This is a genomic window from Nocardioides sp., assembly GCF_031397825.1.
In the GTDB taxonomy this organism is placed as follows: Bacteria; Actinomycetota; Actinomycetes; order Propionibacteriales; family Nocardioidaceae; genus Nocardioides.
The window spans coordinates 1-17,893 of sequence record NZ_JANNML010000150.1; the positions used below are offsets into that span (position 1 = coordinate 1).

Annotated in this window: 17 protein-coding genes; 8 read left to right on the forward strand and 9 right to left on the reverse strand. The window is 71.6% G+C overall.

Annotated features, from left to right (window positions below):
• Positions 1-662 (reverse strand): malate dehydrogenase (locus tag RMN98_RS13185; protein WP_309649274.1); only part of this gene is annotated, 662 nt, incomplete at its 3' end.
• 118 nt (positions 663-780) lie between these two features.
• Here RMN98_RS13185 and RMN98_RS13190 point away from each other — a divergent pair.
• Positions 781-1,527 (forward strand): hypothetical protein, encoded by a 747-nt coding sequence (locus RMN98_RS13190; protein WP_309649275.1) that lies wholly within the window; start codon positions 781-783, stop codon positions 1,525-1,527.
• Positions 1,528-1,531: 4 nt separating this feature from the next.
• Here the strand turns inward: RMN98_RS13190 and RMN98_RS13195 are convergent, their stop codons facing one another.
• A complete protein-coding gene (locus tag RMN98_RS13195; RefSeq protein WP_309649276.1) occupies positions 1,532-2,644 on the reverse strand; it encodes an MIP family channel protein in 1,113 nt (370 codons plus the stop codon).
• 271 nt (positions 2,645-2,915) lie between these two features.
• Between RMN98_RS13195 and RMN98_RS13200 the strand changes: the two genes are divergently transcribed.
• The 3 genes from RMN98_RS13200 to RMN98_RS13210 all read left to right on the forward strand — a co-directional run bounded on the left by RMN98_RS13200 (position 2,916) and on the right by RMN98_RS13210 (position 6,920).
• Positions 2,916-5,126: an NADP-dependent isocitrate dehydrogenase gene (locus tag RMN98_RS13200; RefSeq protein ID WP_309649277.1), complete on the forward strand. Its 2,211-nt coding sequence runs from the start codon at positions 2,916-2,918 to the stop codon at positions 5,124-5,126.
• A gap of 77 nt (positions 5,127-5,203) precedes the next feature.
• Complete coding sequence (locus RMN98_RS13205) at positions 5,204-5,611, forward strand: hypothetical protein (RefSeq protein WP_309649278.1); 408 nt, start codon at positions 5,204-5,206, stop codon at positions 5,609-5,611.
• Positions 5,612-5,699: 88 nt separating this feature from the next.
• Positions 5,700-6,920 (forward strand): MFS transporter, encoded by a 1,221-nt coding sequence (locus RMN98_RS13210; protein ID WP_309649279.1) that lies wholly within the window; start codon positions 5,700-5,702, stop codon positions 6,918-6,920.
• On the opposite strand, the gene RMN98_RS13215 is transcribed toward RMN98_RS13210, so the two are convergent.
• A complete protein-coding gene (locus tag RMN98_RS13215; RefSeq protein WP_309649280.1) occupies positions 6,910-8,010 on the reverse strand; it encodes a GNAT family N-acetyltransferase in 1,101 nt (366 codons plus the stop codon). The genes RMN98_RS13210 and RMN98_RS13215 overlap by 11 nt on opposite strands.
• Before the next feature lie 101 nt (positions 8,011-8,111).
• On the opposite strand from RMN98_RS13215, the gene trpS reads away from it, so the two are divergent.
• The 4 genes from trpS to RMN98_RS13235 all read left to right on the forward strand — a co-directional run bounded on the left by trpS (position 8,112) and on the right by RMN98_RS13235 (position 11,060).
• Positions 8,112-9,173, forward strand: coding sequence for a tryptophan--tRNA ligase (gene trpS / locus RMN98_RS13220; RefSeq protein ID WP_309649281.1), 1,062 nt, complete (start codon positions 8,112-8,114; stop codon positions 9,171-9,173).
• 10 nt (positions 9,174-9,183) lie between these two features.
• Positions 9,184-9,702, forward strand: a complete 519-nt coding sequence (locus RMN98_RS13225; protein WP_309649282.1) for a 2'-5' RNA ligase family protein — start codon at positions 9,184-9,186, stop codon at positions 9,700-9,702.
• 66 nt (positions 9,703-9,768) lie between these two features.
• Positions 9,769-10,842 carry a YihY/virulence factor BrkB family protein gene (locus RMN98_RS13230; RefSeq protein ID WP_309649283.1) on the forward strand — a complete coding sequence of 358 codons (1,074 nt, stop codon included), beginning with the start codon at positions 9,769-9,771 and terminating at the stop codon, positions 10,840-10,842.
• Positions 10,839-11,060: an SCO4848 family membrane protein gene (locus RMN98_RS13235; RefSeq protein WP_309649284.1), complete on the forward strand. Its 222-nt coding sequence runs from the start codon at positions 10,839-10,841 to the stop codon at positions 11,058-11,060. Before RMN98_RS13230 ends, RMN98_RS13235 begins: the two co-directional genes overlap by 4 nt.
• On the opposite strand, the gene RMN98_RS13240 is transcribed toward RMN98_RS13235, so the two are convergent.
• From RMN98_RS13240 to sdhA, 6 genes are all read right to left on the reverse strand, one after another.
• Positions 11,044-11,970, reverse strand: a complete 927-nt coding sequence (locus tag RMN98_RS13240) for a lysylphosphatidylglycerol synthase domain-containing protein (protein ID WP_309649285.1) — start codon at positions 11,968-11,970, stop codon at positions 11,044-11,046. The two genes, RMN98_RS13235 and RMN98_RS13240, sit on opposite strands and share 17 nt — an antisense overlap.
• Complete coding sequence (locus RMN98_RS13245; protein WP_309649286.1) at positions 11,967-12,680, reverse strand: class I SAM-dependent methyltransferase; 714 nt, start codon at positions 12,678-12,680, stop codon at positions 11,967-11,969. Before RMN98_RS13245 ends, RMN98_RS13240 begins: the two co-directional genes overlap by 4 nt.
• Complete coding sequence (locus RMN98_RS13250; RefSeq protein ID WP_309649287.1) at positions 12,677-14,665, reverse strand: hypothetical protein; 1,989 nt, start codon at positions 14,663-14,665, stop codon at positions 12,677-12,679. Before RMN98_RS13250 ends, RMN98_RS13245 begins: the two co-directional genes overlap by 4 nt.
• A 14-nt stretch (positions 14,666-14,679) precedes the next feature.
• Positions 14,680-15,600 (reverse strand): glycosyltransferase family 2 protein, encoded by a 921-nt coding sequence (locus RMN98_RS13255; RefSeq protein ID WP_309649288.1) that lies wholly within the window; start codon positions 15,598-15,600, stop codon positions 14,680-14,682.
• 183 nt (positions 15,601-15,783) lie between these two features.
• A complete protein-coding gene (locus RMN98_RS13260) occupies positions 15,784-16,527 on the reverse strand; it encodes a succinate dehydrogenase/fumarate reductase iron-sulfur subunit (RefSeq protein ID WP_309649289.1) in 744 nt (247 codons plus the stop codon).
• The coding region (gene sdhA / locus RMN98_RS13265; protein ID WP_309649290.1) for a succinate dehydrogenase (quinone) flavoprotein subunit at positions 16,524-17,893 on the reverse strand (1,370 nt) is incomplete at its 5' end. The genes sdhA and RMN98_RS13260, both read right to left, overlap by 4 nt.

Below are 17,893 nucleotides of genomic sequence, written 5' to 3' on the forward strand. Positions count from 1 at the left end.
GGGATGAAGTCGTTCTCGATCCAGGCCTGGTCGCCCACGACCTCGGCGGCGTTCCTGCCGCCGACCTCGGCGTGGAAGAGGTCGGGGTACTGGGTGGCGGAGTGGTTGCCCCAGATCGTCATCTTCTTGATGTCGGTGACCGAGGCGCCCGTCTTGGCCGCGAGCTGCGAGATCGCGCGGTTGTGGTCGAGGCGGGTCAGCGCCGAGAAGCGCTCGCGCGGAATGTCGGGGGCGTTGGTCATCGCGATGAGGGCGTTGGTGTTGGCCGGGTTGCCGGTCACGCCGATGCGGACGTCGTCGGCGGCGACGGCGTTGAGGGCCTTGCCCTGCGCGGTGAAGATCGCGCCGTTGGCCGAGAGCAGGTCGCCGCGCTCCATGCCCGGACCGCGCGGGCGCGCGCCGACGAGGAGGGCGAGGTTGACGCCGTCGAAGATCTTCTCGGCGTCGTCGCCGATCTCGACACCGGCGAGGCCGGGGAAGGCGCAGTCGTCGAGCTCCATGACGACACCCTCGAGGGCCTTGAGGGCGGGCGTGATCTCGAGCAGGCGCAGCTCGATGGGCCGGTCTCCGAGCAGCGAGCCGCTCGCGAGGCGGAAGAGCAGGCTGTAGCCGATCTGGCCGGCGGCACCGGTGACGGCGACCTTCAACGGGGTTGTGCTCACGGGGTACTCCTCAAGGCAGGAACGGGGCGTGACAGACGGTGGGTGGATCCCGGCCGACGCTAGCAGCGCGCAGGCGCCCAGGATGACCGGGGTCGTAGGGGTGAGAGACGATGGCGCCATGACCCACCACGCTCCCCGCGTCGTACGACGAGCGGTCGCGGCGGTCGCCGTCCTCGCCCTGGGCACGGGGTGCGGCACCGCCTCGGACCCGAGCCCGCCCGCCGGCGTGGACGAGCTCACGGTGCCGACGCCGAGCCCGGACCCGGCCGACTACGTCGACGAGGTCGACAACCCGTGGCTGCCGCTGAGCCCCGGGGCGCGCTGGGCCTACGAGGTCACCGGCGGACCCGGGGGAGGAGTGGTCGTGACCGTGGCCGATGCGCCGGTCGCCATCGCCGGGGTCAGCGCGACAGCCGTCGAGACCGTGGCGACCTTCACCGCTCCCGGTCCGGGCGAGGTCGACGTCGAGGGCTGGACCACGACGCCCACCACCGACTACTACGCCCAGGACATTCGCGGCAACGTGTGGTGGCTCGGCCGGGAGGGCGAGTGGGAGGCCGGTCAGGACGGTGCCGAGGCCGGCATCGCGATGCTCGCCACCCCGCGGGTCGGTGACGGCTACCGCCAGGCGCTCGTCCCGGGCAGCGAGGGCCTCACCGCCGCGGTGGCTGCCCTGAACGGGACCGCGGACACCGTGCTCGGGGAGCTCGAGGACATGGTCGTCATCGACGTCAGCACCCCGGACGGCCTGGTGCAGCGCGGCTTCTACGCACGAGGCGCCGGCCTGGTCCACCGAGAGACCCTGACCGGCGCCTCGGACGAGACGCTCGACCTGTCGGCCACGACGATCGAGGCCGACAGCTGAAGCGCTAGTGCCCCTCGGGCGGCCGGATCTGGGTCTGGCCGCCGCCCTGGTCGGCCCCCTGGCCGGCCCCCTGGTCGGCAGAGGGCCACTGGGCCTGCGGGGCCTGCGGCGCCTGCTGCTGGGCCGGGATCCACTGCTGGGCCTGCGGGTCCCACTGCCAGCCGTCCTGGATGATCGGCTGCTCGCCCCACCCGGACTGCGCGGCCTGCCCGCCCTGGGCCGCCTGCGGCGTCTGCTGCGCGGCAGGCGTGGGCATCGAGGTCTGGGTGGCCTGGGCCGGAGCCTGGGTGGCGGCGGGGTAGGCGGGGTTCTGCTGGTTCCACTGCTGCTGGTACTGGTCGGGCATGCCGTAGCCGGGCACGGCCGCCGCGGCCGGACGCGAGCCGAAGCTGAAGCCCGAGCCGGGCACCGGGTCGGTGGCGCGACCGAAGACCGCGGGGTAGAGGAAGCCGCCGGCGAGACCACCGAGGAGCGGCGCGAGGATGAAGACCCAGAGCTGGATGAGCGGGTCGGGACCGCTGAAGGCCGCAGCGCCGATCGAGCGGGCCGGGTTGACCGAGGTGCCGGTGGCGTTGATCGCGACGAAGTGGATGACCGTCAGCGTCAGGCCGATGACCAGCGGGGCCATGGCGGGGTGCTCGTTGCGCTCGTCGGTGACGGCGAGGATGACGAAGACGAAGATGGCGGTGAGGACGAGCTCGATGAGCAGGGCCGCCCAGAGGGCGTAGCCGGTGCCGTCGTCGCCCCACCCGTTGGCGCCGATGGAGTCGTCGAAGGCCGAGAATCCGTCGACGCCCAGGAGCAGGACGAGCAGGACGCCGCCGCCCAGCAGGCCGCCGAGGACCTGGGCCCCCATGTAGAGGCCGGCCTGGCTCCACGGCAGCCGGCCACCGATGATGGCGCCGAGCGTGACCGCGGGGTTGAAGTGCCCGCCCGAGACGCGGCCCACGGCGTAGGCCATGAGCATCACGGCGAGGCCGAAGGCGAGCCCGGTGGCGACCAGGTCGACACCGGTGAAGACGGCCGTGCCGCAGCCGAAGAGCACCAGGACGAAGGTGCCGATCACCTCGGCGCTGAACTTCTGGGCCGTGGTGGGTGGGGTGGGAGTTTCAGTCATGGGCGTGCCTTCCCCTGGGACGAGCGGTGTGAAACCTCGAGACGCGAGCACTCTAGACCTGACGGACCCTGCCGCGAGGGCGCCACGACGGCGCGGCCGCCGACCGCCACCACCACCGCCACCCCCACCGCCACCACCCCGCGTGCGCCTCCGTTGCCGCACCGACGCCCGGGGTGCGAGGCTGGCCGGGTCGGACCTCGACCGCCCGGTCAGGTATCTTGACGTCAAGGAACTTTTCGTCCACTCGCCACCGTTTCAGGAGCCGCAGGACATGGCCAAGATCATCTACACCCACACCGACGAGGCGCCGCTGCTCGCGACGTACTCCTTCCTCCCGATCATCGCGGCCTACGCCGCGAAGGCCGGCGTGGAGGTCGAGACGCGCGACATCTCCCTCGCCGGGCGCATCCTCGCGCAGTTCCCGGACCGGCTGACCGACGAGCAGCGCGTCGACGACGCCCTCGCCGAGCTCGGTGACCTGGCCACGACGCCCGAGGCCAACATCATCAAGCTGCCCAACGTCTCCGCCTCCGTGCCGCAGCTCAAGGCCGCGATCAAGGAGCTGCAGGACAAGGGCTACGACATCCCGGACTTCCCCGAGAGCGCCGACTCGGCTGAGGACAAGGCCGCTCGCGCCGCCTACGACAAGGTCAAGGGCTCCGCGGTCAACCCGGTCCTGCGCGAGGGCAACTCCGACCGCCGCGCGCCGCTGTCGGTCAAGAACTACGCCAAGGCCCACCCGCACCGCATGGGCGCCTGGACCCCCGAGTCCAAGACCAACGTCGCGACCATGGACCAGGGCGACTTCTTCTCCAACGAGCTGAGCGTCGTGATCCCGGCCGACGACACGCTGCGCATCGAGCACGTCGGCGCCGACGGCACCGTCACCGTGCTCAAGGAGTCGATCCCCGTCCTGGCCGGTGAGGTCGTCGACGGCACGTTCATGAGCGTCGCGGCCCTGCGCCGCTTCCTCACCGAGCAGATCGCCCGCGCCAAGGCCGAGGACGTGCTGTTCTCGGTGCACCTCAAGGCCACGATGATGAAGGTCTCCGACCCGATCATCTTCGGCCACGTCGTGCAGGCGTTCTTCCCGACGCTCTTCGAGCAGTACGGCGAGCAGCTGGCCGCCGCGGGCATCTCGCCCAACGACGGCCTCGGTGCCCTGCTCAACGCGGTCGCGCAGCTCCCCGACGGTGACGCCATCAAGGCCGCCATCGACCAGGGCCTGGCCGACGGCCCGACCATGGCGATGGTGGACTCCGACAAGGGCATCACCAACCTGCACGTGCCGTCCGACGTCATCATCGACGCCTCGATGCCCGCCATGATCCGGACGTCGGGCCACATGTGGGGCCCCGACGGCGAGGAGGCCGACACCCTCGCGGTGATCCCGGACTCCTCCTACGCCGGCGTCTACCAGACGACGATCGACGACTGCCGCGCCCACGGCGCCTTCGACCCGGCCACCATGGGCTCGGTCCCCAACGTCGGCCTGATGGCCAAGGCGGCCGAGGAGTACGGCTCGCACGACAAGACCTTCGAGGTGCCGGCCGCCGGCACCGTCCGGGTCCTCAACGCCGCCGGTGAGGCACTGATCGAGCACACCGTCGAGCCCGGTGACATCTGGCGCGCCTGCCAGACCAAGGACGCCCCGATCCGCGACTGGGTCAAGCTCGCCGTCACGCGCGCCCGCGCCACCGGCGTGCCCGCGATCTTCTGGCTCGACGAGGCCCGCGCCCACGACGCCAACCTGATCGCCAAGATCGCCGACTACCTCCCCGAGCACGACACCGAGGGCCTCACGATCGAGATCATGAAGCCGGCCGACGCCACGGCCTACTCCCTCGAGCGGATCCGCAGGGGCGAGGACACCATCTCGGTGACCGGCAACGTGCTGCGCGACTACAACACCGACCTGTTCCCGATCCTCGAGCTCGGCACGTCGGCCAAGATGCTGTCGGTGGTCCCGCTGATGAACGGCGGTGGTCTCTTCGAGACCGGCGCCGGCGGCTCGGCCCCCAAGCACGTGCAGCAGCTGGTCAAGGAGAACTACCTGCGCTGGGACAGCCTCGGTGAGTTCTTCGCGCTCGCCGCGAGCCTCGACCACCTCGCCGACTTCGCGGACAACAAGGGCGCGAAGGTCCTCGCCGCGACGCTCGACAAGGCGACCGAGACGTTCCTCAACGAGGACAAGTCGCCCACCCGTCGCATCGGTGGCATCGACAACCGCGGCTCGCACTTCTTCCTGGCGCTCTACTGGGCCCAGGAGATCGCGGCGCAGACCGAGGACACCGACCTCGCGGCCGTCTTCAAGCCCTTCGCCGAGTCGCTGTCCGCCGACGCCGAGAAGATCGTCGACGAGCTCAACGCGGTCCAGGGGCACCCGGCCGACATCGGTGGCTACTACCAGCCCGACGATGCCAAGGCGGAGGCCGTGATGCGTCCCTCGACGACGCTCAACGAGGCGCTCGCCGCGCTCTGACCCGCACCACCCCTCGCCGAGTCGGCGCGATGTTGCCCGTGCTGTGACATTGCGCCGACTCGGCTAGCGTGCCCCTCATGAAGAGCCTCGCCGTCGCCACCGCCCTGCTGCTCTCCCTCACCCTCGTCGGCTGCTCCGACGTGGAGGACCTGGCCCGCGACACCGCCAGCGACGCGGCCTGCTCCGTGGCGCGCACGGCGATGGACGAGGCCGGCGACCAGGCCAAGCAGGCCGTCGAGGGGCTCGACGCCGACCCGCAGGCCGCCCGCCGTGAGCTGACGGCCCTGCGTGACTCGTTGCAGGCCCTGGAGGGGCGCGTCGACGGCGAGACGGGCGGCAAGATCACCCAGGCCCGCGAGGCGCTCGACAAGCTCGTCGAGCAGGCCGACGCCGCCCGCGAGGGGACGCCGGTCGACGACCAGGCCGTGGCCGACGCCGAGGCCGAGCTCGACACCGCGGTCGAGGACTTCGGCAACCTCTGCTGAGAACCGGCCGCCTCGTGCTGCACGTCACCACCGTGAGCAGCCCTGAGGAATAGGAGCACGCGGGGCGGCGGTTGGAGGATGGGTGACGATGTCGACGACCCTCGGGACCACCTCGCCCAGGCCCAGGCGGGCCCCGCACTTCGCCCTGGCCGTGCTGGCGCTGGCGATGGGCGGCTTCGCGATCGGCACGACCGAGTTCGTGACGATGGGCCTGATCCGCGAGATCGCCGGTGGGGTCGACGTCTCGATCCCCACGGCCGGCCACGTGATCTCCGCCTACGCCCTCGGCGTCGTGGTGGGGGCGCCGGTCCTCGCGTTCCTCGGTGCCACGTGGCCGCGTCGGGGACTGCTCGTCGCCCTCATGGCGGCGTACGCCGTGTTCAACGCGCTCAGCGCGCTGGCGACGAGCTTCGAGCTGCTCGCCCTTGCCCGGTTCTTCGACGGTCTGCCGCACGGGGCCTACTTCGGCGTGGCGTCCCTGGTCGCGGCCAGCCTCGCGCCGCCCGAGCGCAAGGGACGCGCGGTCGCGATGGTCATGCTCGGCCTGTCGGTCGCCAACGTCGTCGGCGTGCCGGCCACCACCTGGCTGGGCCAGCACCTCGGCTGGCGCGCGGCGTTCTGGGCGGTCTCGATCCTCGCGCTGGTGACGGTCGCGATGATCCTGGCCTTCGTGCCCTCGATCCCCGGTGACAGCCAGGCGACCGGTCGTCGCGAGCTGGCGGCCTTCTCCAAGCCACAGGTGTGGCTGACGCTGCTCGTGGGTGCGGTCGGCTTCGGGGGCATGTTCGCCGTGTTCTCCTACATCGCGCCCACCGTCACCGAGCTCGGCGGTCTCGGCGACGGTGCCGTGCCGGTCTTCCTGCTGTTCTTCGGCCTCGGCATGGTCGCCGGCACCTGGGTCGCCGGTGAGCTCGCCGACTGGTCGATCATGAAGTCCCTGCTGGGCTCCTCGGTCGGCATGGGTGCGCTGCTCGTGCTCTTCTTCCTCGCCGCCCCGCACGGCTGGCTGCTCCTCCCGGTCGCGTTCGGCATCACGACGATCGGCTCCGTGCTGGTCGTCAACCTCCAGCTCCGGCTGATGGACGTGGCCGGCGACGCCCAGACCCTCGGCGCCGCCATGAACCACGCGGCCCTCAACGTCGCCAACGCGCTCGGCGCCTGGCTCGGTGGTCTGGTGATCGCGGCCGGCTACGGCTACCGCGCGCCTGCCCTCGTCGGGGTCGGACTGTCGGTCGCGGGCTTCGTCGTGCTCGTCTTCTCGGCGCGTGCCCAGCTGCGCAGCAACCGCCGCGAGCCCGTCAGCGCGTGAGCGGCGGCACCTCGGCGGCCAGCACGTCGTAGAGCGCCATGTCGGCGCGGCCGTCCCGCAGCTGGATCCCGAGTCGCTCGACGCCGTACTGACGCAGGCCGTTGGCCTCGATCACCCGCCGTGAGGCCGTGTTGTCGACGGCGGCGTAGGCCGTGACCCGCGCGACGCCCAGCTCGGCCACGACGTGCCGGGCGACCACGCCCATGGCCCGGGTCATCAGCCCCCGGCCCCGGGCGTCGGGGTGGGTCCAGTAGCCGATCTCGCACTCCGCGCCGGCGACGTGGTTGAACCACCCGATCGTCGCGAGCAGGAGGTCGTCGTCGGGAGCGGTGACCGCCCAGGTGACACCGGTGCCCTCCGCGAGCTGCTGGGTGCGCGTCTCGACGTAGGCGAGCGCGTCGTCGACGGTGTAGGGGCTCGGGAGCTGCCCCAGCCAGTGCTGTGCGCGGGCCTCGGAGCACGCCTCCTGGATGCGAGCAGCGTCGGCGGCGACGATCGGGCGCAGGCGCACCCCGTCCTCGACGAGCACCGGGCACTCCAGCCACGGCGAGGACGGCTCGCGGTCGTCCTCGCGCAGGAGCGTCCCCACCCATGACGGGTAGGACTCGCCGCGCTGCGTCACCCATCGTCGTACGACGCCCTCGACCTCGATGCCGACCTTCCAGGCAAGCTTGCGCGAGGCCCAGTTGCCCTGGCGCGTCCACCACACGACCGTCGTGAGGTCGCGCTCGGTGAAGCCCCAGTCGAGCAGCAGCCGCACCGCGCGCTCCAGGTGGCCGGTGCCGCGAGCCCACGGGTGCGCGCCGTAGGCGATCTCGGCGCGACGGTGGCCCTCGTTGCGCAGCGAGACGGTGCCCGCGAAGCGGCCCTCGGCCTCGACCGCGAAGGCCCACTCGGTGTCGGAGAGCCACCCGACGGGGCAGACCTCGTTGACGTAGGTCTCGGCGTCCGCCCGCGTGTAGGGCACCGGGACGGCCGTCCACTGCTGCGAGAGCGGGTCCAGGCACTGCTCCACGACTCCCGCGGCGTCCTCGGGGGTGTGGGCCCGGAGGGTGACGACGCCGTCGGTGAGGGTGGGAGGGAGCGACATGCAAGAACCCTGCCAACCAGCACGGCGCCGGGCAAACCGTTAACCCTCCGGTCATCGCCCCCGATGTCGGTCAGGGCCCCCACCCTGACAGAATGCGTGACATGTCCGCTCCGACCACCGACCCGCAGGTCGAGGTCCCCTCGGCGGTGTCGGGTGGCGCCCGCCCCCGCGTGCTCTCGGGGATCCAGCCCACGGCCGACTCCTTCCACTTCGGCAACTACCTCGGTGCCCTGCGTCAGTGGGTCGACCTCCAGCGTGACCACCAGCCGTTCTTCTTCATCGCCGACCAGCACGCCATCACCGTCGAGCAGGACCCCAAGGTGCTGCGCGAGCGCACCCTGCGGGCGGCCGCCCAGCTGCTCGCGATGGGCATCGACCCCGCGCGCTCGGCGATCTTCGTGCAGAGCCAGGTCCCGGCGCACGCCCAGCTCGGCTGGGTGCTCACCTGCCTGACCGGCTTCGGCGAGGCGCGCCGGATGACGCAGTTCAAGGACAAGTCGTCCAAGCAGGGGGAGGGGGCGGCCTCGGTCGGCCTGTTCACCTACCCGATCCTGCAAGCCGCCGACATCCTGCTCTACCGGCCCCACTACGTGCCTGTCGGTGAGGACCAGCGCCAGCACCTCGAGCTGACCCGCGACCTCGCGCAACGGTTCAACCACCGTTACAAGAAGACCTTCCGGCTCCCCGAGCCCTACATCCTCAAGGCCACCGCCAAGATCGGCGACCTGCAGAACCCCACGGCCAAGATGTCGAAGTCGGCCTCCTCGCCGGCCGGGATCATCGAGATGCTGGACGAACCCAAGGTCAGCGCCAAGAAGATCCGCTCGGCCGTCACCGACTCCGACGCCGAGATCCGCTTCGACCCCGAGACCAAGCCCGGGGTCAGCAACCTGCTGACGATCTTCTCCGCGCTCACCGGCCACGCGCCGACCGCGATCCAGCAGCAGTACGCCGGCAAGGGCTACGGCGACCTGAAGGGCGACCTCGCCGACGTCGTGGTCGACTTCGTGACGCCGTTCCGCGAACGCACCCTGGAGCTGCTCGACGACCAGGCCCACCTCACCGAGGTCCTGCGCCAGGGCGCGGAGCAGGCCGGCGCGGTCGCCGAGGCGACCCTGCGCGACGTCTACCAGCGCGTCGGCTTCGTCGCGGCCGCCCGCTAGAGTCGCGACGATGCCGACAATCGGAGTGGCCGTAGCCATCCCGGAGCCCTGGGCCACCGAGCTGCAGGACTACCGGACGTCCGTCGGCGACACCACGGCGACGATGATCCCGACCCACATCACCCTGGTCCCGCCCTCGGACATCGCCGACGGCACGGTCGAGGAGATCGAGACCCACCTGGAGCAGGCGGCTCACCAGGTCGGGACCTTCGGGGTCCACCTGCGCGGCACCGGCACCTTCCGGCCGGTCTCACCAGTGGTGTTCGTGACGCTGGTCGAGGGCATCTCGCAGTGCGAGCAGCTCGCGGAGGCGGTGCGCAGCGGGCCGCTGAGCACCGACTTGGCGTTCCCCTACCACCCGCACGTCACCGTCGCGCACCACCTCGACGACGACCGCCTCGACCAGGCCTTCGCCGAGCTGGCGGACTTCGAGTGCGAGTTCCCCGTGACGTCCTTCCACCTCTACGTCCACGACAAGCAGCAGGGGTGGCAACCGACCCGCGACTTCCCGCTGCGACCGGCAGACTGAGCCCGACCGTCCCCGGCGCCCATCCTCGGCCGACTCCTCGGCCCTCTCTCGGCAGGTGACCTCCGCATGGCCTCCCTCAAGCAACGACTCACCGAACGCCTCGCCGCCCTGCGCGAGCGGCGTCCCGCGGTCGACCACGTCGTGCGCATGCAGGAGCACTACGGCGCGGTGAAGTCCGGCCAGCAGGCCGGGGCGGTCACCTACTTCGGCTTCCTCTCCTTCTTCCCGATCCTGGCGCTGTCCTTCGCGGTCATCGGCTGGGTCTCCTACCTCTATCCCGACGCCCGTGTCGCGACGCTCGAGGCCATCGAGCAGGTCTTCCCGAAGATGATCGGCAACAAGGAGGGGCAGATCTCGCTGACGCAGATCGAGGACGCCGCCGGCACCGCCGTCGGCTTCGGCCTGCTCGGCGTGCTCTACGCCGGCCTGGGCTGGCTCTCGAGCCTGCGCGACGCCCTGCTCGTCGCCTTCGAGCTGCCGAGCTTCGAGCAGCCCAGCTTCGTGGTCGGCAAGCTGCGCGACCTGATGACCCTCGCAGCTGTCGGCGTCACGCTGTTCCTCAGCGTCGGTGTGTCCGGCCTGGTGTCCGGCTTCTCCGGGCAGATCCTGGAGTGGATCGGTCTCGGCGTCGCCCTCGAGCCGCTGCTGTGGGTGCTCGGCGTGGGCTTCGGCCTGGTGGCCTCGACCCTGCTCTTCCTGGCGCTCTTCCGGCTGCTCGCCGACCCGCACACGCCGCGCCGCTCCCTGGTCTCCGGGGCGATCCTCGGCGCGGTGGGCTTCGAGCTGCTCAAGCTGCTCTCGGGTCGTCTCCTCGCCGCCACGCAGGGCCAGCCCGCCTTCCAGGCGTTCGGCATCGCGCTCATCCTGGTGGTGTGGATCAACTACTTCTCGCGGGTGGTGCTCTACGCCGCCGCGTGGGCGCACACCTCTCCGGAGGCGCGCGCGGCCCGGGTCGAGGAGCCGATGATGATGCAGGGCCCGCAGGTCCCCTCGCTGAGCGACCTGCCCGCCCTGACCGCCGTCGGCGCGTCCTCAGGAGCCGCTCAGGGCGGTGGCGGATCCTGGAAGGGCCCGTTCGTCGGTGGTGCCGCGGCGATGCTCGCCGTGACCGCCGTGCTGAGGAAGAAGGATCGTCGATGAGGTTCGAGCGCAAGCACGCCGTCCTGCTGCTGGCCGTGGCGGCATGGAACGTCGTCACCTTCGGGCAGTTCGCCCGCACCCTGTGGTCGGCCTACGAATCGGGCGAGGAGCGCGCCACCGGATACTGGGTCGCCCACTCGATCCTGATCGTGGTCAACGTCGCCATCGCCGGGCTCCTCGGCTCCCTGGGCTGGAAGGCCTTCAAGCAGACCCGGTGAGGTCCCGGCGCGCGACCTGACCGCGAGAGCGGTCGTGCAGCCAGGCCAGCAGCGCCAGCAGCAGGTCGCCCCCGCTGTGCAGCACGCGGGTCAGCAGGGCCACGCCCGTGGCGCCGGCGACCCCGAGGACCGGGGCCAGCAGGGCGATCAGCGTGACCTCGCGGGCCCCGACCCCGGCCGGTGCCACGACCACGAGCACGCCGACGGCGTACGCGAGGGCGAACGCGCCGGCGGCCAGCGGGAAGAGACCGGCGTCCGGCTGGGGTGCGACCGCGACGATGATCCCGGCGTAGCAGCTCCAGGTGAAGGCCATGAGCACCACCAGTCGCACGAGGTCGCGCCCGCGCAGGCGCAGCTCCCCTGCGCGCAGGCTCAGCAGGCTGCCGACACGGTTGACCACGGGTGGGGTGAGCCCCACGAGGCAGGCGCCGACGCCCAGGAGCACCGCCCACCGGGGCAGCACCGACTGCCAGGTGCCGGCCAGGACCGCGGCGCCGACGACCAGGCCGGACGTGGCCAGGTTGAGCGCGAGGAACATCAGCGAGGTGCTGACCGTGACGCGGCGCGGGACGTCGTGGCTGCGGGCCAGCTGGGCGTGGGCGCCCATCGACCACACCGAGCCGGGGATGTACTTCCCGAGCTGTCCGACGAAGAACACCGCGCGTCCCGAGGTGCCCGGCAACCGGTGCCCGAAGCCCTCGAGGAGGCCCAGCCACGCCGCGCTGGTGGCGAGCAGGCCGAGCAGGACCAGGACGGCCGCGACCGCCACGCCCACGGGTGAGGTCGTGGAGATCGCGGCGACCACCTCGTCGCCGCGACCACGCAGGCCCCACCAGGCGCCCACCAGCACCACCGCGAGGAAGACCCACCGCGCCACGTCGAGGCCGTGACGCCTCAGCCACGGCCTCACGACGCGACCTGCGCGTCCCGACGGGACACCAGGGCCGTGCGGGTCGGGTAGGGGAGGGTCGGGGTCCGTCCGCGGGTCCACCGGACCTCGAGGTCGTCACGTCGCGCGAGGGCGTCGCGGTAGCGGGCGCGCTCGACGTTGTCGAGGACGATCAGCCCGCCGGGGGAGAGCCGGTCCACGGCACGCTCGAGGCAGTGCTCGCGGGCACGACCGTCGATGATGATCAGGTCCAGCTCGCCGCGGACGTCGTCGATCGCCGAGACGTAGTCGGCGAAGTCGAGGTGGTCGAAGCCGGGCTTCGCCGAGCCGACGACCGGCCGGCCGTCCACGCGTACGGCGGGGGCGAGCCGCAGGTGGGCACCCGGCGGGAGGACCGGGGTCATCCGCGTCGCCCAGTCGGCGTCGTGCTCGACGCTGTGCACGGTCCCGCTGCGCCGCCCCAGCCACACCGTGGAGGCGCCGGAGCCCCACTCGAAGACCGTCGCGCCAGGTCGGGCCCGCAGGAAGGCGTCGACGGCCTCGCCGGCCTCGAAGGTCCACCACGGCACGTCGAGCGCCACCAGGTCGTCGAGGTCGTAGACGGCGAACCACGAGCGGACCCACAGGGCCGTGGGCCAGCGGCGCGCTGCCCGATCGAGCAGCCCGAGCAGCCCGGTCACCCGCAGCAGCAGCCGCAGGCCACGCAGCAGGGCCACGTAGGCGCGCTTCACGATGCGGCTCCCGTCAGGCGCAGGGTCAGCAGTCTCAGCCCGGCGCCCGAGAAGCCCAGCACGAGCCGCTCCTCGCCGTAGGCCTGGACGGTGGCGGCGTCGATGCGCGCCGTCAGCGTGGTGCCGGAGGTGGTGACGGTCACCGGTGCGCCGTTGGCGGTCACGGACACCTCGGACGCCCCGGTCGTGGTCGCCCGCAGGACGACCGGGCCCTCGCTGAGGTCGCCGGGCAGGGTGAGGCCGATGCGGGCGGGGTCGGCGCCGGGGAGGAGCCCGATGCCGGGGTCCGCGCGGTGCTGCGACCACCCGTCGAGCAGCACCTGGCCGCCGGTGCCGTCGCCGGAGAAGACCAGTCCCGCCGGGGGATAGGGCTCCAGCACGAGGTCGCACGAGGCGACGTAGGACATCGTCACGGTGCGCCAGTGCAGCCGCCGTGTCACCTCCGCCAACGGTCGGCAGTTGGCGCCGGTGAGCTCCGTGCCCGTGTCGATCGCGAGGAACTGCGTGGGCGGGTCCGGCCAGCTGGCCGAGCGCGCGTCGTCGTAGGGCGCGAGCGGACCGACCGGGTCGGTCGCACAGTTCTGGTGGCTCTCGTGCGAGTAGGGCACCGAGCGACCCTCCTCGTCGTAGGACGGGGAGCAGGTGACCAGCCCACCGACGGGCACGAGGGGCGCCAGCTCGCGGACGCTGGTGCGCCAGTAGTCGGTGGGGATCTCCCACTCCCGGTCGTGGGCCGCCGCCATCGGGCCGACGATCGTGGCCGGCTCGCTGGAGTAGGCGTAGTTGTAGGGGAACAGCTGGGCCTGGGCGACCAACGGGCTGACCAGGGCGACCCCGACCAGCGCCGGTGCGGCCCGGCGCAGGACGACGCCCCGGCCCCGGCCCGCACGCAGCACGGCCTGGACACCGAGCGTCGCGAGCACCGCCAGCGCGGGGGCGGCGAAGAGGAGCTGGCGCAGGCCGGTGTAGAGGTTGGACTCCCGCGCGACCGCGATCGCCGGGAGCGCCAGGGCCTGCAGCAGCACGAGCACCAGCACCAGGCGCAGCCGACCGGCCGGCTGGTCCTCCCGTGCGAAGTGGCGCACGCACGCCACGACCCCGATCGCGCCCAGGAGGAGGTGGAGCGTCGGCAGCTCGATGAGGAGGAACAGCGGGAGGTACCACCAGTCGCCCTGGCGGCCGTCGTAGCGCGACGACTCCAGGGCGCTGCCGAGCAGCGCGTCGACGGGAGCTCCGAAGGCCTCGGGGTAGACCAGGACCAGGGCGAGGGCCGCGGTGCCGAGTGCGGTGACGAGGAGGGAGAGCCGTACCCGGTCGCGCTGGCGCAGGGCGAGCAGCACCACCGGAGCCCCGGCCAGCACCAGCCCTGGCCAGATGCCCGGACGGGTCCCCACGGCCAGGACGATGCCGGCGGCGATCGTGGCGCACCCTGCCGCCTGGTGACGCAGCCGCGAGGAGACCCACAGCACGGCCAGCCCGAGCGTCGTGAGCGTGTAGCCGGTGGCCACCGGCACGTCCTTGACGTTGAACATGGCGTGCCCGGTCCAGGTCGGGACCGACACCAGCAGGGCGGCCGCCACGAGCGCCCAGGTCCAGCGGCCGGTGACGACCCGGGTCAGCACGGCGGTGGACGCGACGCCGACGAAGGAGATCAGGGCGACGACCAGGTGCCGGGCCGCGAAGGCCTCCGGGCTGCTCGAGACCTGCCCGGCGCCCTCCAGGCCCCACGCCATGGACCACAGGTGGGCAAGCCCCATGGTGACGGGGCCGTAGACGTAGCGCTGGTCCTCCCAGGGCCCGGGCTCGCCGGCGAGCAGGTCGCCGTCGAGGAGGTACCACCCCGACGCGAGATAGTTGCGCATCCGCATCACGTGGTAGGTCTCGTCCCAGGAGACGCCCGTGCGCCAGGCGCCGACGACGGTCATGGCGACACCGACCGCGACCGCCACGCCGGCGAGCAGCACGAGCGGGCGGGGGGCCGGCACGGCCGACGGCAACCTCACGTACGCCGCTCCGTCCCGCGGTTGCGCGCGTTGACGACCAGCTCGGCCAGCAGCCCGAAGAGCACCAGCTGCACCCCGACCACCACGAGGAGGACCCCCGCGAGCAGCAGCGGTCGCTCGCCGATCGGCTGCCCGGTCAGCTTCACGACCGTGAGGTAGCCCAGCGTCAGCATGCCCAGGAGCAGGCTGGTCGCACCCACGGCACTGAACAGGTGGGAGGGCCGGTGCTCGTAGCTGAGCAGGAAGCGCACGGTCAGGAGGTCCACGAAGCCGCGCCAGAAGCGGGTCAGGCCGTACTTGCTCGACCCGGACATGCGTGGGTGGTGCTCCACGGGCACCTCGGTCACCCGGTAGCCCAGCCCGTGCGCGATGACGGTCAGGTAGCGGTGCATCTCGCCGTACAGCATCGGCGAGACGTCGGCCGCGACGCCGGCGCGCATCATCTTGAAGCCTGAGTTGAAGTCGCGACCCGGCGCTCCGGACAACATCGCGGTGGCGCGGTTGTAGAGCCGCGAGGTGTGCCGCTTGACCAACCGGTCCTGACGCTGGAGGCGGGCGCCGGTGACCAGGTCGGCCCCGTGCTCGACGGCCTCCAGCAGGCGGCCCAGCTCACGCGGGTCGTCCTGACCGTCGGCGTCCATCATGGCCACCACCTGGGCGCCGTCCTCGAGCGCGGCCTCGAAGCCACGCTGGAGCGCGGCGGCCTTGCCGAGGTTGTGGCGCAGGGTGATCAGCTCCACCGAGGGCAGCTCGGCCATGAGCTCGGCCATCACCTTGCCGGTGTCGTCGCTCGAGCCGTCGTCGACGACCAGCACGCCGCCGCCGGGCGCGAACAGGTCGATCTCGGTGACGATGCGCGGCACCAGCACGCGCAGGTTCTCGGCCTCGTTCAGGGCAGGTACGACGACTCGCAGCACGACGGGAGCTCCTCGGAGGGGGGGCGGGGTCATGCCGCAGGATCGCGAGGCGACGTGAACCGTGCGTGAGCGAGGAGTGACCTGGTCGTGCAGGTGGGCCGTCGGTCCGGGGAGCACGAAGGCCCGCCCGGATGAACCGGGCGGGCCTTCGCGGTGGCGCGGGTGGTGCAGGTGGAGCGGGGGCTACTTGCCCTGACGCAGCGCGGTGCGGAGGTCCGCGTTGAGCTGGGAGATCACGTCGAGCGGGATCTCCTTGGGGCAGGCGCTCGTGCACTCGCCGATGTTGGTGCACCCGCCGAAGCCCTCGTGGTCGTGCTGGGCGACCATGTCGACGACGCGGGTGTAGCGCTCCGGCTGGCCCTGCGGCAGCTCACCGAGGTGGGTGATCTTGGCGCCGAGGAACAGCGAGGCCGAGCCGTTGGGGCAGGCGGCGACGCAGGCGCCGCAGCCGATGCAGGTGGCGACGTTGAAGGCGCGCATGGCCTTGTCGCGCGGGGCCGGCACCGAGTTGGCCTCGGGGGCCGAGCCGGTGTTGGCCGAGATGTAGCCGCCGGCCTGGATGATCCGGTCGAACGCCGAGCGGTCGACGACCAGGTCCTTGACGACCGGGAACGCGTTGGCGCGCCACGGCTCGATGGTGATCTCCTGGCCGTCCCTGAAGGAGCGCATGTGCAGCTGGCAGGTGGTGGTGACCTCCGGGCCGTGCGCCTGGCCGTCGATCATCAGGTCGCACGATCCGCAGATGCCCTCGCGGCAGTCGTGGTCGAAGGCGACCGGGTCCTCGCCCTTCTCGTTGAGGTCCTCGTTGAGGAGGTCGAGCATCTCCAGGAAGCTCATGTCCTCGGAGATGTCCTGGACGTGGTACTGGTGCATCGCACCGGCCGCGTCCTTGTGGGCCTGGCGCCAGATGTTGAGGGTGAGGTTCACTTGTAGCTCCGCTGCTTCATCTCGATGGCCGTGTAGATCAGGTCTTCCTTGTGCAGCACCGGTTGCCCGTCGTCGCCGCCGAACTCCCAGGCCGCGACGTAGGCGAACTCCTCGTCGTGACGCAGCGCCTCGCCCTCGTCGGTCTGGGACTCGGCACGGAAGTGGCCACCACAGGACTCGCGGCGGTTGAGCGCGTCGACGCACATGAGCTCGCCGAGCTCGATGAAGTCGGCGACGCGGCCGGCCTTCTCGAGGCTCTGGTTGAGGCTCTCGTTGGTGCCGAGGACCTTGAGGTTGGTCCAGAAGTCGGCCTTGAGCTGCTTGATCATGTCGATGGCCTTGCGCAGGCCGGGCTCGGAGCGCTCCATGCCGCAGTACTCCCACATGATGTGGCCCAGCTCCTTGTGGTAGCTGTCCGCGGAGCGCGTGCCGTTGATCGAGAGCAGCTTCGCGATGCGCGACTCGACCTGCTGGCGCGCCTCCACCACGGCCTCGTGGCTCTCGTCGACAGCCGGGAACGGGCCGTCGGCGAGGTAGTCGCGGATCGTGTTGGGCAGCACGAAGTAGCCGTCGGCCAGGCCCTGCATCAGCGCCGAGGCGCCGAGGCGGTTGGCGCCGTGGTCGGAGAAGTTGGCCTCACCGGTCACGAACAGGCCGGTGATGTTGGACTGCAGGTGGTAGTCGACCCAGAGGCCGCCCATCACGTAGTGCACGGCGGGGTAGATCCGCATCGGCACCTCGTAGGGGTTCTCACCCGTGATGCGCGCGTACATGTCGAAGAGGTTGTCGTACTTCTCGCGGATGCCGTCCTCGCCGAGTCGGGCGATGGCGTCGGCGAAGTCGAGGTAGACGCCGCGACGGAAGTCGCCGACCATCGGGCCGACGCCGCGACCCTCGTCGCAGACGTTCTTCGCCTGGCGCGACGCGATGTCGCGCGGCACGAGGTTGCCGAAGCTCGGGTAGATGCGCTCGAGGTAGTAGTCGCGGTCGGCCTCGGGGATCTGGCGGGGGTCCTTGTCGCAGTCGTCGCGGCTCTTCGGCACCCAGATCCGGCCGTCGTTGCGCAGCGACTCCGACATCAGGGTCAGCTTGCTCTGGTGGTCGCCCGCCACCGGGATGCAGGTCGGGTGGATCTGCGTGTAGCAGGGGTTGGCCATGTAGGCGCCCTTGCGGTGCGCCCGCCAGCTCGCGGTGACGTTGGAGCCCATCGCGTTGGTCGACAGGTAGAAGACGTTGCCGTAGCCGCCGGAGGCGAGGACGACGGCGTCGGCGAGGTGGGTCTGGATCTCACCGGTAACGAGGTCGCGGGCGATGATGCCGCGCGCCCGGCCCTCGACGACGACGAGCTCGAGCATCTCGTGGCGGG

What these genes read in the sequence shown, in the direction of transcription:
- RMN98_RS13190 (WP_309649275.1), top strand. Translation starts at nt 781, where the DNA reads ATGACCCACCACGCTCCCCGCGTCGTACGACGAGCGGTCGCGGCGGTC.
- RMN98_RS13195 (WP_309649276.1), bottom strand. Translation starts at nt 2,644, where the DNA reads ATGACTGAAACTCCCACCCCACCCACCACGGCCCAGAAGTTCAGCGCC.
- RMN98_RS13200 (WP_309649277.1), top strand. Translation starts at nt 2,916, where the DNA reads ATGGCCAAGATCATCTACACCCACACCGACGAGGCGCCGCTGCTCGCG.
- RMN98_RS13205 (WP_309649278.1), top strand. Translation starts at nt 5,204, where the DNA reads ATGAAGAGCCTCGCCGTCGCCACCGCCCTGCTGCTCTCCCTCACCCTC.
- RMN98_RS13210 (WP_309649279.1), top strand. Translation starts at nt 5,700, where the DNA reads ATGTCGACGACCCTCGGGACCACCTCGCCCAGGCCCAGGCGGGCCCCG.
- RMN98_RS13215 (WP_309649280.1), bottom strand. Translation starts at nt 8,010, where the DNA reads ATGTCGCTCCCTCCCACCCTCACCGACGGCGTCGTCACCCTCCGGGCC.
- trpS (WP_309649281.1), top strand. Translation starts at nt 8,112, where the DNA reads ATGTCCGCTCCGACCACCGACCCGCAGGTCGAGGTCCCCTCGGCGGTG.
- RMN98_RS13225 (WP_309649282.1), top strand. Translation starts at nt 9,184, where the DNA reads ATGCCGACAATCGGAGTGGCCGTAGCCATCCCGGAGCCCTGGGCCACC.
- RMN98_RS13230 (WP_309649283.1), top strand. Translation starts at nt 9,769, where the DNA reads ATGGCCTCCCTCAAGCAACGACTCACCGAACGCCTCGCCGCCCTGCGC.
- RMN98_RS13235 (WP_309649284.1), top strand. Translation starts at nt 10,839, where the DNA reads ATGAGGTTCGAGCGCAAGCACGCCGTCCTGCTGCTGGCCGTGGCGGCA.